Consider the following 15,795-nt stretch of genomic DNA (forward strand, 5'->3'; position numbering starts at 1 on the left):
GGGAGTGATCTGTGGATAAGTTCAAAGGCGCCTTGATGGTTGGGGCATTGCGCCTGTTTGCCCTGTTGCCGTGGCGCGCAGTGCAATGGGTCGGCACCTGCATTGGCTGGCTGATGTGGAAGTTGCCTAACCGGTCTCGCGACGTCGCGCGCATCAACCTGTCCAAGTGCTTCCCCGAACTAAGCCCTGAAGAGCTCGAAGCACTGGTCGGCCGCAGTCTGATGGACATCGGCAAGACCCTGACCGAGAGCGCCTGCGCGTGGATCTGGCCGGCGCAGAAGTCGATCAATCTGGTTCGCGAAGTCGAAGGGCTTCAGGTGTTGAAAGATGCCCTGGCGTCGGGCAAGGGCGTCGTCGGTATCACCAGCCATCTGGGCAACTGGGAAGTGCTCAACCACTTCTACTGCAGCCAGTGCAAACCGATCATTTTCTACCGGCCACCCAAGCTCAAGGCCGTGGACGATCTGCTGCGCAAGCAGCGCGTCCAGTTGGGTAACCGCGTTGCAGCCTCGACCAAGGAAGGCATTCTCAGCGTCATCAAGGAAGTGCGCAAAGGCGGCGCCGTCGGCATTCCGGCGGACCCGGAACCCGCTGAGTCGGCAGGCATATTCGTGCCCTTCTGCGGAACAATGGCGCTGACCAGCAAGTTCGTGCCGAACATGCTGGCGGGCGGCAAAGCCGTTGGCGTGTTCCTCCACGCGATGCGTCTGGAGGATGGTTCTGGCTACAAAGTCGTACTCGAAGCCGCGCCGGACGACATGTACAGCACCGACACCGCAACGTCGGCAGCTGCCATGAGCAAGGTGGTTGAAAAGTACGTGCGAGCCTACCCAAGCCAATACATGTGGACCATGAAGCGCTTCAAGAAACGCCCCGAAGGTGAGAAGCGCTGGTATTGAGCCTCTAGAAAAAGCTCAAGCCCACCTGAAACAGCCGCTCCACGTCGCGGATGTACTTTTTATCCACAAGGAACATGACCACGTGGTCGCCCGATTCGATCACGGTGCTGTCATGAGCGATGATCACTTGGTCGGCGCGTGTGATGGCGCCGATGGTCGTGCCGGGCGGCAAGTTGATGTGCATGATGGCTTTGCCAATCACCTTGCTGGATTTGGCATCGCCATGGGCGACGATCTCGATGGCTTCCGCCGCGCCCCGACGCAATGAATGCACGCTGACGATATCGCCGCGCCGTACGTGGGCCAGCAACGTACCGATGGTGGCGAGCTGAGGGCTGACGGCGACATCAATCTCTCCCCCTTGCACCAGATCGACATACGCCGGGTTGTTGATGATCGTCATCACCTTCTTCGCACCGAGACGTTTGGCCAGCAACGACGACATGATGTTTGCCTCGTCGTCGTTGGTCAGCGCCAGAAACAGGTCGGCGTTATCGATGTTCTCTTCCACGAGCAGGTCGCGATCCGAAGAGCTGCCTTGCAGGATGACCGTGTTGTTCAGCGTGTCTGAGAGGTGACGGCATCGGGCGGGGTTCATCTCGATGATCTTGACTTGGTAGCGGTTCTCGATGGCTTCCGCCAGCCGCTCGCCAATCTGACCGCCGCCGGCAATCACGATGCGCTTGTAGCTCACATCCAGGCGACGCATCTCGCCCATGACGGCGCGAATATCCGCCTTGGCAGCGATGAAAAAGACCTCGTCGTCAGCCTCGATAACCGTATCGCCCTGGGGAATGATCGGGCGGTCGCGACGGAAAATAGCCGCGACGCGAGTCTCCACATTCGGCATGTGCGTGCGCAGTTGACGCAGCTGCTGGCCCACCAGAGGCCCGCCGTAGTACGCCTTGACCGCCACCATCTGCACCTTGCCGCCGGCGAAGTCGATGACTTGCAGGGCGCTGGGGTATTCGATAAGCCGTTTGATGTAATGGGTCACCACTTGCTCAGGGCTGATCAGCACGTCCACGGGAATGGCGCCGTTGGCGAACAGGCCTGAGCGGGTCAGGTACGCCGACTCGCGAACACGGGCAATCTTGGTCGGGGTCTGAAACAGCGTGTAGGCGACTTGGCAGGCGACCATGTTGGTCTCGTCGCTGCTGGTCACGGCCACCAGCATGTCGGCGTCATCGGCGCCGGCCTGACGCAGTACGGTCGGGAACGAGCCGCGACCATGGACGGTACGGATATCGAGACGATCACCCAACGCTCGCAGACGATCCTGATCGGTGTCCACGACGGTGATGTCGTTGGCTTCGCTCGCCAGGTGCTCAGCCAGCGTACCGCCGACCTGCCCTGCGCCGAGAATGATGATCTTCAATCAGTCTCTCCTTGAAATGATGATTCCGTCATACCGGGCAATCGTCTTCACGCCGCCGCAATCTTGATCAGTTTGGCGTAGTAAAACCCGTCATGCCCGCCTTCCTGCGCCAGCAGCTGACGGCCGTGGGGCTGTTTCAGACCGGGCGGTGGCTTGCCTTGCTGACCGGCAATGTCCAGCTCCCGAGCACCCGACGTACGCGCCAGGAATGCAGCGATGACTTCGGTATTTTCAGTGGGCAGCGTCGAGCATGTGGCGTACAGCAAGATCCCGCCAACCTGCAGCGTCGGCCACAGCGCGTCGAGCAATTCGCCTTGCAGCGTTGCGAGGGGGGGAATGTCATCCGCCTGACGGGTCAGCTTGATGTCGGGGTGGCGACGAATCACGCCGGTTGCCGAGCACGGCGCGTCGAGCAGAATGCGCTGGAACGGTTTGCCGTCCCACCATAGGTCGGTGGCGCGGGCATCGGCGGCGATGAGTTCGGCACTCAGGCCCAGGCGATCAAGGTTCTCTTTGACCCGCACCATGCGCTTGGCTTCAAGATCCACTGCGACCACGCCCGCCAGGCCCGGTTGTACTTCCAGCAGATGGCAAGTTTTGCCACCCGGCGCGCAACAGGCGTCCAGCACACGTTGACCCGGCGCCAGCTCCAGCAAGTCGGCGGCCAGTTGCGCTGCCTCATCCTGAACGCTGATCCAGCCCTCGGCGAAACCCGGCAGTGAGCGAACATCGCCCGGTTCGGTGAGCACGATGCCGTCCTGGCTGAACGTGCTGGACGTTGCGCCGATGCCTGCGTCCAGCAACAGCTGAAGGTACTGCTCACGGGTTTTATGCCGGCGGTTGACCCGCAAAATCATCGGCGGGTGGGCGTTGTTCGCCGCACAAATCGCTTCCCAATGCTCAGGCCACGCGGCTTTCAACGCTTTTTGCAGCCAGCGTGGATGAGCGGTACGCACCACCGGATCGTGTTCCAGCTCCGTCAGCAATGCCTCGCCTTCCCGTTGAGCACGACGCAGCACAGCGTTGAGCAACGCTTTTGCCCACGGTTTTTTCAGCTTGTCAGCGCAGCCCACGGTTTCGCCGATAGCGGCGTGGGCAGGAATTCGCGAATAGAACAGCTGATACAGACCCACCAGCAATAAAGCCTGCACGTCGTTATCAGCGGTTTTGAATGGTTTCTGCAGCAGCTTGGCCGCCAGCGCGGACAGCCTTGGCTCCCAGCGCGCGGTGCCAAATGCCAGGTCCTGAGTCAGGCCGCGGTCGCGGTCTTCAACCTTGTCCAGTTGCGTGGGCAGAGAGCTGTTCAGAGATGCCTTGCCGCTCAGTACGGCAGCCAGTGCCTTGGCCGCGGCCAGACGCGGGTTCATTGCGCATCCACCGCTTGGCCGAGAACGGTGCTGACGGCGAACTTCTCGCGGCGGCTGTTGAACAGGTCAGCGAAGCCCAGAGGTTTGCCGCCCGGTAGTTGCAGACGGGTCAGACGCAGCGCGCCTTCACCGCACGCGACCAGCAGGCCGTCTCTGCTTGCGTCGATGATGCTGCCGGGCGTGCCCTCCCCGTCGGCGATCTGCGCGGCCAGCACTTTCAGTGATTCGCCCTTGAGCGTGGTGTGGCAGATCGGCCATGGGTTGAAGGCGCGTACCAGTCGCTCCAGCTCAACGGCCGGGCGGGTCCAGTCGATGCGTGCTTCGTCTTTGTTCAGTTTGTGCGCGTAAGTGGCGAGGCTGTCGTTCTGCACTTCGCCAACCAGCGTGCCGTCCGCCAGCCCTGCAATGGCTTGAATCACTGCAGGTGGGCCGAGCTCGGCAAGTCGATCGTGCAGCGTACCGCCGGTGTCGTCGCCTGTGATCGGGGTCGTCACCTTGAGCAGCATCGGGCCGGTGTCCAGGCCCGCTTCCATGCGCATGACCGTCACGCCGCTTTCGGAATCGCCCGCCTGCACCGCGCGCTGAATCGGCGCAGCACCACGCCAGCGTGGCAGCAACGAGGCGTGACTGTTGATGCAGCCCAGACGCGGGATATCCAGCACGGTCTGCGGCAGGATCAAGCCATAGGCGACTACGACCAGCAGGTCCGGCTTTAACCCAGCCAGCTCGGCCTGGGCTTCGGGTGCGCGCAAGGTAGGCGGCTGCATGACAGGAATATTGTGCTGGAGGGCAAGCTGCTTGACCGGGCTGGGCATCAGCTTCTGACCACGACCGGCCGGGCGATCTGGCTGGGTGTACACCGCAATGACGTCATGGGGACTGTCGAGCAGGGCTTTCAAATGCTCGGCGGCGAATTCCGGGGTGCCGGCGAACACGATGCGCAGTGGCTCAGTCATGGGCTTCTCTTGAAGTAAGGCTGTAGAAACGCACTTGCCCGCGATGGCGTGGTGTCGGCCGACAAATGCGGCGGAGGACAGGTCGCTATCGCGGGCACTCGGGCTCCTACGGTAGAAAGGAGGATGGCGGGATCAGGCGTTTTGCTTGTGGAGTTTTTCCAGCTTTTTCTTGATCCGGTCGCGCTTGAGATTGGACAGGTAATCAACGAAGAGCTTGCCGTTCAGGTGGTCGCATTCGTGCTGGATGCACACGGCGAGCAGGCCCTCGGCGATGAATTCATAGGGCTGGCCATCACGGTCCAGCGCCTTGACCTTGACCCGTTGCGGGCGATCCACGTTCTCGTAGAAACCTGGAACAGACAGACAGCCTTCCTGGTACTGGTCCATCTCGTCGGTCAGCGGCTCGATCTCGGGGTTGATGAACACCCGCGGCTCGCTGCGATCTTCGGAGAGATCCATCACCACCACGCGCTTGTGTACGTTAACCTGCGACGCGGCCAGACCGATGCCGGGGGCTTCGTACATGGTTTCAAACATGTCGTCGACCAACTGGCGAATGCCTTCGTCCACTTCAGCCACCGGCTTGGCGATGGTGCGCAGGCGCGAATCGGGAAATTCGAGGATGTTTAGAATGGCCATATGCGTAAGGGATGCACTGTAGGGTAAAGTCAAAATCGGCTGCTAGGCTTGGGACGTCACAAGCTGCAGCCCTAGTAAAACGGGAAGTCTCGCAAGACTCAGCGTTTCACGCGAAGCCAACATGATAAAGGGATTCACCGCATGAGGAAATCACTACTCGCCCTGCTGCTGTTGGCCGCGACCGGCCTTGTCCAGGCGCAAGTACAGCTCAGGGATGGCCATCCGCAGAGTTACACCGTCGTCGCCGGTGACACACTTTGGGACATTTCCGGAAAATTTCTCAATCAGCCCTGGAAGTGGCCGCAGCTCTGGCGCGCCAATCCACAGGTTCACGACCCTGATCTGATCTACCCCGGCGATACGCTCAATCTGATTTACGTCGATGGTCAGCCACGCATCGTGGTCAATCGCGGCGCGTCCCGGGGCACCATCAAATTGTCCCCGCGTGTGCGCAGTACGCCGATTGCCGAGGCGATTCCGACCATACCGCTGGGCGCAATCAATGCCTTTCTGCTGAACAACCGGATCATCGATAACGCCAGCCAGTTCGAAGCCGCGCCCCATGTCGTGGCCGGTCCTGGCGAGCGGGTGCTCAGTGGCGCGGGTGACCGCATCTATGCGCGCGGACAGTTCGAGCCGAGGCATGTGGCGTACGGCATCTATCGCAAGGGCAAGACCTACGTCGATCCGGTCACCGGCGTGGTGCTGGGCATCAATGCCGATGACATCGGCAGCGGCGAAGTCATCGCCACGGAAGGTGATGTGGCGACGTTGCAAATGCAGCGTTCGACCCAGGAAGTGCGCCTTGGCGACCGCCTCTTTGTCAGCGAAGAGCGCCGAATCAATTCCACTTTTGTCCCCAGCGAACCTCAGCAGCCAGTCGACGGCAACATCATCGACGTGCCTCGGGGCGTGACCCAGATCGGCGAGTTCGACGTGGTCACCATCGACCGTGGACGGCTCGATGGCTTGGCCGAAGGCAACGTGTTGGCGATCTACAAGACCGGTGAGACGGTGCGCGACCGGGTCAACGGTGATCAAGTCAAAATTCCCGACGAGCGTTCCGGACTGCTGATGGTCTTTCGCACGTACGAGCGACTGAGCTATGGCATGGTGCTGCACGCAACTCGATCTCTGGCGGTGCAGGACAAAGTCCGCAATCCGTAATGCTATGTATCAGCTGTAACTCACTTTTCTCCACCGGCATGCTTCACTTATCAAATTGTTGTTAACAGACTTATCCACAGCTTGGTTCACTGAATAGGGTGGACCACGGATCAAGGAAGATCACATGCCGTTGTTCGAAAAGGCCGGTCAGTCGCCGGCCGAGCTGGAAGCACGCTTGCGTTTGCATCGGCTGCCGGAAGTCGGCCCAAAACGTTTCCACACCCTCATCGATGCGTTCGGCAGCGCCGGCGCGGCATTGAGTGCGCCGGCTTCAGCGTGGCGATCTTTACGTCTGCCGGCGGCCAGTGCCGAGGCCCGTCGCAGCCCCGAAGTACGCGACGGCGCCAGCGCGGCACTGGCCTGGTTAGAGCGCCCGGGCCAGCATTTGCTGATGTGGGACGACCCTGACTACCCCGCGTTGCTGGCAGAAATCCCTGATCCGCCGCCCCTGCTTTTCATCGCCGGAAACCGCGCTTTGCTTGATCGTCCGCAGTTGGGAATGGTGGGCAGTCGACGCGCGTCCAAGCCCGGACTCGACACCGCTGCAGCGTTCGCGCGGAGCCTGGCAGGTGCCGGTTTTGTCATCACCAGCGGGTTGGCGCTGGGTATCGATGGCGCCGCGCATCAAGGTGCGCTGGACGTAAAAGGCGGGACAATCGGCGTGCTGGGCACGGGCATCGAAAAACTTTATCCACAGCGGCATCGCCAGCTTGCAGCGCGCATGGTGGCCGACGGCGGCGCGGTGATCTCCGAGCTGCCACTGGACGCAGGTCCCCACGCCAGCAACTTTCCCCGGCGCAATCGAATCATCAGCGGTTTGTCCCTGGGTGTGCTGGTGGTCGAGGCCAGCGTCGCCAGCGGATCGCTGATCACGGCACGTCTTGCCGCCGAACAGGGTCGTGAGGTCTACGCCATTCCCGGCTCGATCCATCATCCGGGCGCCAGGGGGTGTCACCAGTTGATCCGTGAAGGGGCGGTGCTGGTGGAAACCATCGACCATATTCTTGAGGCGCTGCAGGGCTGGAAAAACATTGCGCCGAGCCATGAGGTCGTTGATAAGCCGTCGACGCCGCTCCATCCGCTTCTCGCCCTCTTGCACGCAGCGCCGCAAACCGGCGAGGCGCTGGCCCACAACAGCGGTTGGCCTTTGCCAAAAGTCCTGGCGGCGCTGACCGAGCTGGAACTCGACAGCAGCGTGGCTTGCGAAGCCGGGCGATGGTTTGCCCGGGCACGCTGAGGTTAAACTGCCCGCCTGCGTAATTTGGGAGAACGGACGATGGTCAGCAGTTGGCGAGTGCAGCAAGCCGCACGAGAAATTCGGGCCGGGGCGGTGATTGCCTATCCAACCGAAGCGGTGTGGGGGTTGGGCTGTGACCCTTGGGATGCGGAGGCGGTGTATCGCCTGCTGGCAATCAAGGCGCGGCCGGTTGATAAGGGCTTGATCCTGATCGCAGACAACATCCGTCAGTTTGATTTCCTCTTCGAGGATTTCCCTGAGCTGTGGATCGATCGCATGGCCAGCACCTGGCCGGGACCGAATACGTGGCTGGTTCCCCATCAAGGCCTGTTGCCGGACTGGATCACCGGAAAGCACGACACCGTCGCCCTTCGCGTCAGCGATCACCCCATCGTCCGGGAGCTGTGCGCGTTGACCGGCCCGCTGGTGTCGACTTCCGCGAACCCCACCGGCCGCCCTGCCGCCCGCTCCCGGCTGCGGGTCGAGCAGTATTTCCACGAGCAGTTGGACTTGGTTCTGGGGGGAAGTCTCGGCGGGCGCCGCAATCCGAGTGTGATACGGGATCTGGTCACGGCTGAGGTGGTAAGGGCGGGGTAATGCCCTTCCACCGTCTGGCCGGGTGTGATCAAGGCACCAGAATGATCGACCCCACCGTTCTGCGACCGGAGAGTTCGGTGTGGGCCTTCGCGGCATCCTTGAGGGCAAACTTCTGGATGTCGTCGACCTTCACCTTGCCGGTGGCGACCATTTCGAACACTTCATCGGCCATTGCCTGCAAGGCTTCCGGGGTGTTCGCGTAGGAGCCCAATGTCGGGCGCGTGACGTAGAGCGAGCCTTTCTGAGCGAGAACCCCCAGGTTCACGCCGGTCACTGCGCCTGACGCATTGCCGAAGCTGACCAGCAGGCCGCGTAATTCCAGGCAATTCAGAGAGGTTTCCCACGTGTCTTTGCCCACGCCGTCATAGACCACCGGGACCTTCTTGCCATCGGTCAATTCCAGTACACGTTGAACGACGTCCTCCTTGCTGTAATCGATCACCTCCCATGCGCCGTGGGCCTTAGCGTGTGCGGCCTTTTCTGCCGAGCTGACCGTGCCGATGAGCTTGACGCCCAAGGCGTTGGCCCACTGGCAGGCGATCGATCCCACCCCGCCGGCAGCGGCGTGAAACAGGATGGTTTCTTCAGGACGGATTTCGTAGGTCTGGCGAAACAGGTACTGCACGGTCAGGCCCTTGAGCATGACGGCGGCGCCCTGCTCGAAGCTAATGCCGTCAGGCAGTTTGGCGATGTTAGCGGCCGGCGTTACATGAACGTCCCCGTATGCACCCAGCGGGCCTGTGCCGTACACCACCCGGTCGCCGACTTTGACGTGGGTGACTTCGCTGCCGACCGCTTCAACCAGGCCAGCGCCTTCGTTACCCAACCCCGATGGGAACGAAGGCGCCGGGTACAGGCCGCTGCGAAAGTAGGTCTCGATGAAGTTGACGCCAATCGCCTTGTTACGCACGAGCACGTCTTTCGGGCCTGGCGCCGCGGGTTCGAAGTCCACGTACTCAAGCACTTCGGGACCGCCATAAGCCTTGAACTGGATACGTTTTGCCATTTGCTTTCTCCGTCATGGATCGGACTTGCAGAGTATGACTGTCGATGCGAAAGGGCTCTATCGGACTCCTTCGTCGTCGCTTCGTCAACTGCGGCATCCGCCAAGCCGGTGATATGCTACGGGCCGAATTTCGCCGACGGGATTTGCTCAGCGAGGCGTGTCATTAACGCCAAGGCCGATCCAATCCCGCCCCCGACGCACGTTTCAGTTTATGCAGGTACCGCCATGTCCTTTCGCACCGATGCCGTCAAAGCCTACTTGCTCGATCTTCAAGACCGCATTTGCGCCGCCCTGGAAACCGAAGATGGCAGCGCCCGTTTCGTCGAAGACGCCTGGGAACGGCCTGCGGGCGGGGGCGGAAGAACCCGGGTGATCGAGAACGGCCACATCCTCGAAAAAGGCGGCGTTAACTTTTCCCATGTCTTCGGCGCCGGCCTCCCACCGTCGGCCAGCGCACATCGACCGGAACTGGCAGGGCGTGGTTTCGAAGCCCTCGGCGTGTCGCTGGTGATGCACCCGCACAACCCTCACGTGCCAACTGCCCACGCCAATGTGCGGTTCTTCATCGCAGAGAAAGAAGGCGAAGAACCGGTGTGGTGGTTCGGCGGCGGCTTTGACCTGACGCCTTACTACGGTGTCGAGGAAGACTGCGTTCATTGGCACCGCGTCGCCGAACAGGCCTGCGCGCCGTTCGGGGCTGACGTCTATCCCCGCTACAAGGCGTGGTGCGATCGCTACTTCCATATCAAGCACCGTAATGAGCCGCGCGGCGTCGGCGGACTGTTTTTCGACGACTTGAACGAGTGGGATTTCGACACCAGCTTCGCGTTCATCCGTGCCATCGGAGATGCGTTCGTCGAGGCGTATCTGCCCATCGTTCAGCGCCGCAAGGACGCGCCGTACACGCCGCAGCAGCGTGAGTTTCAGGAGTTCCGCCGTGGGCGTTACGTGGAATTCAATCTGGTGTACGACCGCGGCACCTTGTTTGGGCTGCAATCGGGTGGCCGCACTGAATCGATCCTCATGTCGCTGCCGCCGCAAGTGCGCTGGGGCTATGACTGGAAAGCCGAGCCGGGCAGTGAGGAAGCACGCCTGACGGAATATTTTCTGCAGGATCGCGACTGGCTGGCTGAGGCGGCCCAGTGATGACTGACCAGTACGTTGTCTTCGGCAATCCCATTGGCCACAGCAAATCCCCGCTGATCCATCGCCTGTTCGCCGAGCAGACCGGTCAGGCGCTCGACTACCAGACCTCACTCGCGCCGCTGGACGGCTTCACCGCCTTCGCCAGGGCGTTTTTCGAGACAGGCCGTGGCGCCAACGTCACCGTGCCCTTCAAGGAAGAAGCGTACCGGATGGCCGATCAGTTGACCGAGCGCGGCCGTCGTGCCGGCGCGGTCAATACCCTCGCCGTTCAAGCGGATGGCAGCCTGCTCGGCGACAACACGGACGGAGCAGGCCTGGTTCGGGACCTGAAGGTCAGTCATGGCGTCACGCTCAAGGACAAACGCATTCTCGTGCTAGGGGCTGGCGGTGCAGTGCGTGGCGCACTTGAGCCCTTGCTGGCGGAAGATCCCTACGTGCTGGTGGTCGCCAACCGCACCGTGGAAAAGGCTGAACAGCTGGCTCAGGAATTCGCCGACGTCGGTCCGGTGCTGCCCGCAGGCTACGACTGGCTGGAGGAACCGGTGGACATCATCATCAATGCCACGTCAGCCAGCCTTTCAGGGGAAGTACCTCCCATTTCGCCCAGCCTGATTCAGCCGGGCGTGACCTTCTGCTACGACATGATGTACGCCAAAGAACCGACCGCATTCTGCCGCTGGGCCACTGAACACCATGCCGGGCAAGCAGTGGATGGTTTGGGGATGTTGGTCGAGCAGGCCGCCGAGGCGTTCTACCTGTGGCGTGGCGTTCGACCGGAATCGGCGCCGGTGCTGGAGGAACTGCGACGGCTGATGGCGCAGATCTAGCGAATGTACCGACCTCATCGCGAGCAAGCTCACTCCTACAGACTGATATTGGCCCTGTAGGCGTGAGTTTGCTCGCGATGCTTCTTGTCGGCGCTTACAACTTGGCTTTCACCGCTGGCAGCGCATCTTTGTCGTCAACGGTCTTCACGCCGCTCAGCCATTTGTCCAGCACCGCCGGGTTGGCTTTCAGCCACGCTTTCACCGCTTCGGTGTTGCTGACCTTCTTATCCACCACGGTTTGCATGATCGAGTTTTCCATGTCCTGGGTGAAGACCAGGTTGGAAAGCAGCTTGGCCACGTTCGGGCAGGCGTCGGCGTAACCTTTGCGGGTCACGGTGTAGACGCTGCCGGTATCGCCGAAGTATTTCTCGCCGCCTTTGAGGTAGTGCATGCCTTTGACCTGCACGTTCATCGGGTGCGGCGTCCAGCCGAGGAATACCACGAACTCCCCCTTCTTCACGTTGCGCTGCACTTCGGCCAGCATCGCCTGCTCGCTGGACTCCACCAGCTTCCAGTCCCCCAGTTCGAACTCGTTCTTTTTGATGATTTCCTGAATCGACGCGTTGGCCGGAGCCCCCGAACCGATGCCGTAGATCTTCTTGTGGAATTTGTCGGCGAATTTGTTGAGGTCGGCGAAGTTGTGGACGCCTGCGTCATACACGTAATCAGGGACGGCGAGGGTGAACTCCGTGCCTTCCAGATTTTTCGCGTATTGCGTCACGTCACCCGTGGCGATGAACTTGTCGTAGAAACCTTGCTGCGCCGGCATCCAGTTGCCCAGGAAAACGTCGAGTTGCCCATCCTTCAGGCCGCCATAGGCGATCGGCACCGCGAGGGTGTCGATCTTGGTTTTGTAGCCCATGCCATCGAGCAAAAAGCCTGCAGTGGCGTTGGTCGCGGCGATATCGCTCCAGCCTGGATCGGCCATCCGCACGGTGCTGCAGCTAGCGTCGGCGGCATAGGCCACGACGCTGCTCAAACTCAAGACCCCAACCGCCAGCGTGGTGAACAGCTTATTCATGATGTGCCCCTTTTTGGTTTTCTAAGTGTTGGCAGGGTTCAAGGTTGCGGATAACGGGCCTTGCGCTCCAGATCGTCCAGATCAATATGGTTGCGCATGTACTGCTGACTGGCGTCGACCAGCGGCTGGTGATCCCAACTCTTCAGCTTGCCGATGGCCAGCGACTCGGCGACGAAACGCCGACGACGCTGGCTGGCGAGCACCTGGTGGTGTATCGCCGGAATGTCCCACTTGGCCTTTGCTTCGGCCAGGAACGCAGCGAACAGGTCGCGATGAGCCTCGGATCGACTCAGCTCTTCCTGCTCCTTCGGATCGTTGCGCACGTCATACAGCAGACAGGGGTCCCGTTCCGAATAAATAAATTTGTACGCGCCGCGACGAATCATCATCAGCGGACTGTTGGTGCCCTCGGCCATGTACTCGCCGAAGACCTCGTCGTGACCACCCTCGCCTTGCAGATGCGGCAGCAGTGAGCGCCCATCGAGCGGCAAGCCAGCGTCCAGCTGACCATCCGCCAACGCAACAAACGTCGGCAACAGGTCGGCGGTGGACACTGCAGCCTGCACGCGGCCGGCCTTGAACTGCCCCGGAGCGTAGACCAGCAGCGGCACCCGCGCCGACATCTCGAACCAGTGCATTTTGTACCAGAGCCCGCGCTCACCCAGCATGTCGCCATGATCGCCGGAGAACACGATGATGGTGTCGTCGGCCAGGCCGGTTTCCTCCAGGGTTTTCATCAGTTTGCCGACGTTGTCATCAATGTAGCTGCAGGCACCGAAATAGGCGCGGCGCGCATCACGAATCTTTTGCTCGGGCAGCGGTTTGTCCCACAGGTCATAGACCTTCAGCAGGCGCTGGGAATGCGGGTCCAGTTCGGACTGGGCCAACGGCGCACGGGGCATCGGGATTTCTTCGTCGCTGTACAGATTCCAGTAAGGCTTGGGAATGGTGTACGGATCGTGGGGATGGGTCATCGACACCGTCAGGCAAAACGGCTGATCGCCGTCTTCGCGCACATGGTCGAACAGATACTGCTGAGCCTTGAACACCACTTCTTCGTCGAAATCGAGCTGATTGGTGCGTACGCAAGGTCCCGCTTGCAGCACCGATGACATGTTGTGGTACCAGGTCGGGCGCACGTCCGGTTCGTCCCAGTTCACGGCCCAACCGTAGTCGGCCGGATAGATGTCGCTGGTCAGGCGTTCTTCGTAGCCGTGCAATTGATCAGGCCCGCAGAAATGCATCTTGCCGGACAGTGCGGTGCGATAGCCAAGACGCCGCAGGTAGTGGGCGTAGGTCGGCACATCAGCGGGGAAATCAGCCGCATTGTCATAGGCGCCGATCTTGCTCGGCAACTGACCGCTCACCAGAGTGAAGCGTGACGGTGCGCAGAGCGGGCTGTTGCAGTAGGCGGCGTCGAACACCACGCCTTCAGCTGCGAGGCGACTCAAGTGGGGCATCTTGATGGGAGAAGAGGCGTACATCGGCAACATGGGCGCGGCCATCTGATCGGCCATGATGAAAAGAATGTTCTTGCGCTTCATGAATTCGCGGCATCCCATAGTCATTATTTATGCGAAAGTGCTCCGACCGAGGATGGTGCCCATGCCGTCTGCGGTAAAGCCCATGAGAGGCAATGCCTAGGATAAGTACAGCTTATGTTTGAAGCCCTTGGTGTCATGTCGCTGGATTTACTTCGCGGCTTCGAAGCCGCCGCACGGTTGCGCAGCTTTACCGCTGCGGCCATCGAGCTCGGCACCACTCAGCCGGCCATCAGCCAGCAAATCAAGCGGCTGGAGGAGCAACTGGCGACGCGGCTGTTTGATCGCATCTACCGCGGCATCGAGCTGACGGACGCCGGGCAGATCCTGTTCAATCACGTACAGACCGGGCTGGAGTCGATGGACGCTGGCCTCAGCGCGATCACCGAGCAGCATCAGCACGAGGTGCTGCAAGTGGCGACTGACTTCGCCTTCGCCGCCTATTGGCTGATGCCGCGCCTGCACCGTTTCCACAAGGACAACCCCGACGTCGACGTCAGCCTGGTCACTAGCGAACGCAGTCACAGCATGCTGCGCGCGGATATCGATGTGGCCGTGTTGTTCGGTGACGGGCGATTCAAGCAGGGTGAAAGCCACTGGTTATTCAGCGAGGAGGTGTTCCCGGTGTGCAGTCCGCAATTGCTGAAGGGGCGCGACCTGCCCCTGCCCACTGAGGCGCTGAAAGACTTCGCGCTGCTGCACCTTCGTGGCGAAGGCGGCAACAACTGGTTTGACTGGAGTGGCGTGTTCCGCGCCCTGAATATCCCTCAGGCACCCGCGCCGGGGCAGCTGCGATTCGATAACTACACACTGATGATTCAAGCGGCGATCGGCGGCCAGGGCGTGGCCATCGGCTGGCGACACTTGGTGGATGATTTGCTGGAGCAGGGCTTGTTGTGCCGCCCGATCGAAGCCAGCGCCGTCTCCGGATACGGTTATTACATCGTCCTGCCGCAACGCAAACGCCGCGTGCAGATCGTCCAAAGATTTGTGGATTGGTTAAGAAGTGAGCAAGCGTTGAGCGGGGATTTGCTGAAGGGCAAGGCCCTGCCGTCGATTGCGGTTTAAAGGCGTTATCAGAAACATACCGACACCGGTCTGGTGGCGGATCATTGCGGGGCCGTTGGCCTCCCAGAATTTATTTTCATTCCAGAAGATTCCTACAGACTTGTCGGACTCGGTGAGGTTTACAACTGCAGTCACTTAAGATTATTTCCTACATGCAACTGGGGTATGGCAATCGGGATCACTGCATCCACTTTTGTCAAAGCTAATTGTCATGTAGGAGTTCACCATGCTAATCCGGCTTACGAAGATGCTGATAAATGCAAGGGTGAACTTGATAGCGACTTGGCGATGGCTTGGCGAGCGCTTGAACAGAAGGCTTATTATTGTCTGTCTTAACGTATGCAGGGCAGTTTTGATTGCTTATTTCCTGCTTTTCTTTTTCAGATACTACAGCTTTGGCTGGTTAATATGACTGTCACACATTTAATGGGTTGGACTGAATAATGCCTGCGCAACTGAATAAAAATGATATTGATAGGCTGAATATATTGCTTAAACACGAATCCCCTGAACTTATGTATGGGGCACTTCAATCCTATGGCTATAAATATGCAGCACTTGCTGGAGGTATTATTGACCCCCATTCGCCATCGGGCTCGGCGGCGGTTAGCTTTCTACGGCTAACTGCGTAGCGCGACGGCGCCCGATTTACGGAAAATTCGATTCGCTTTGTCTATGACAGAATGGCTCAAGCTTACTTGGATGTGCTCAACGCACAGTACAAAAGTCAAGGCGTAGTCAATAGAGATATAAATCATCAAGAGGCATGGGAGAGCCACAACAAGGTTTTAGCGTACCTCGGCTATTCCGCGGATGCTTGGACGCTGAATTCAGTTTTCATGGTCATGGCAAATGATGAAGTAAGGGAGCGGTATTGGACTGAAATTCTTGAATCCGCTGGTAACCCGGTCACAGAAGCTTTAATTATGATGAAAACAGAGACCTT

14 protein-coding genes are annotated in these 15,795 nt (G+C 60.1%); 7 read left to right on the plus strand and 7 right to left on the minus strand.

Annotation, left to right across the window (positions count from 1 at the left end; genetic code table 11):
* The first annotated feature begins 11 nt into the window (after positions 1–11).
* The gene (locus M1E04_RS00085; protein ID WP_065988029.1) at positions 12–899 is read left to right on the plus strand and encodes a lysophospholipid acyltransferase; all 888 of its coding nucleotides are present in this window, start codon (positions 12–14) and stop codon (positions 897–899) included.
* 4 nt (positions 900–903) lie between these two features.
* Here M1E04_RS00085 and trkA read toward each other — a convergent pair whose 3' ends face one another.
* The 4 genes from trkA to def all read right to left on the minus strand — a co-directional run bounded on the left by trkA (position 904) and on the right by def (position 5,239).
* Complete coding sequence (gene trkA / locus M1E04_RS00090) at positions 904–2,277, minus strand: Trk system potassium transporter TrkA (protein WP_172610176.1); 1,374 nt, start codon at positions 2,275–2,277, stop codon at positions 904–906.
* Between the two features lie 47 nt (positions 2,278–2,324).
* The gene (rsmB, locus tag M1E04_RS00095; protein WP_065988027.1) at positions 2,325–3,644 is read right to left on the minus strand and encodes a 16S rRNA (cytosine(967)-C(5))-methyltransferase RsmB; all 1,320 of its coding nucleotides are present in this window, start codon (positions 3,642–3,644) and stop codon (positions 2,325–2,327) included.
* On the minus strand, positions 3,641–4,600 hold the full coding sequence (gene fmt / locus M1E04_RS00100) for a methionyl-tRNA formyltransferase (RefSeq protein ID WP_456292188.1): 960 nt from the start codon (positions 4,598–4,600) through the stop codon (positions 3,641–3,643). The genes rsmB and fmt overlap by 4 nt, the downstream gene beginning before the upstream one ends.
* Before the next feature lie 132 nt (positions 4,601–4,732).
* Complete coding sequence (def, locus tag M1E04_RS00105; RefSeq protein WP_455913387.1) at positions 4,733–5,239, minus strand: peptide deformylase; 507 nt, start codon at positions 5,237–5,239, stop codon at positions 4,733–4,735.
* Positions 5,240–5,380: 141 nt separating this feature from the next.
* On the opposite strand from def, the gene M1E04_RS00110 reads away from it, so the two are divergent.
* The 3 genes from M1E04_RS00110 to M1E04_RS00120 all read left to right on the plus strand — a co-directional run bounded on the left by M1E04_RS00110 (position 5,381) and on the right by M1E04_RS00120 (position 8,240).
* Positions 5,381–6,406 carry a LysM peptidoglycan-binding domain-containing protein gene (locus tag M1E04_RS00110; protein ID WP_456292189.1) on the plus strand — a complete coding sequence of 342 codons (1,026 nt, stop codon included), beginning with the start codon at positions 5,381–5,383 and terminating at the stop codon, positions 6,404–6,406.
* A gap of 124 nt (positions 6,407–6,530) precedes the next feature.
* Positions 6,531–7,643 carry a DNA-processing protein DprA gene (gene dprA / locus M1E04_RS00115; RefSeq protein WP_065988021.1) on the plus strand — a complete coding sequence of 371 codons (1,113 nt, stop codon included), beginning with the start codon at positions 6,531–6,533 and terminating at the stop codon, positions 7,641–7,643.
* Positions 7,644–7,682: 39 nt separating this feature from the next.
* Entirely contained in the window at positions 7,683–8,240 is a 558-nt protein-coding gene (locus tag M1E04_RS00120) for an L-threonylcarbamoyladenylate synthase (protein WP_065988020.1), read from the plus strand.
* 28 nt (positions 8,241–8,268) lie between these two features.
* Here the strand turns inward: M1E04_RS00120 and M1E04_RS00125 are convergent, their stop codons facing one another.
* A complete protein-coding gene (locus tag M1E04_RS00125) occupies positions 8,269–9,246 on the minus strand; it encodes an NADPH:quinone reductase (RefSeq protein ID WP_192130582.1) in 978 nt (325 codons plus the stop codon).
* Positions 9,247–9,471: 225 nt separating this feature from the next.
* Here M1E04_RS00125 and hemF point away from each other — a divergent pair, with 225 nt between their 5' ends.
* Together hemF and aroE are read left to right on the plus strand one after the other, a co-directional pair.
* The gene (gene hemF / locus M1E04_RS00130) at positions 9,472–10,392 is read left to right on the plus strand and encodes an oxygen-dependent coproporphyrinogen oxidase (protein ID WP_192130581.1); all 921 of its coding nucleotides are present in this window, start codon (positions 9,472–9,474) and stop codon (positions 10,390–10,392) included.
* Positions 10,392–11,219: a shikimate dehydrogenase gene (aroE, locus tag M1E04_RS00135; protein WP_456292190.1), complete on the plus strand. Its 828-nt coding sequence runs from the start codon at positions 10,392–10,394 to the stop codon at positions 11,217–11,219. The genes hemF and aroE overlap by 1 nt, the downstream gene beginning before the upstream one ends.
* A gap of 94 nt (positions 11,220–11,313) precedes the next feature.
* Here aroE and choX read toward each other — a convergent pair whose 3' ends face one another.
* Both choX and betC read right to left on the minus strand, forming a co-directional pair.
* Entirely contained in the window at positions 11,314–12,240 is a 927-nt protein-coding gene (gene choX, locus M1E04_RS00140; protein ID WP_192130579.1) for a choline ABC transporter substrate-binding protein, read from the minus strand.
* Positions 12,241–12,278: 38 nt separating this feature from the next.
* A complete protein-coding gene (gene betC, locus M1E04_RS00145) occupies positions 12,279–13,784 on the minus strand; it encodes a choline-sulfatase (RefSeq protein ID WP_456292191.1) in 1,506 nt (501 codons plus the stop codon).
* 114 nt (positions 13,785–13,898) lie between these two features.
* Here betC and M1E04_RS00150 point away from each other — a divergent pair, with 114 nt between their 5' ends.
* Complete coding sequence (locus M1E04_RS00150; RefSeq protein ID WP_456292192.1) at positions 13,899–14,849, plus strand: choline sulfate utilization transcriptional regulator; 951 nt, start codon at positions 13,899–13,901, stop codon at positions 14,847–14,849.
* Positions 14,850–15,795: the final 946 nt, after the last annotated feature.

It is taken from the genome of Pseudomonas sp. AK106, from assembly GCF_053903055.1.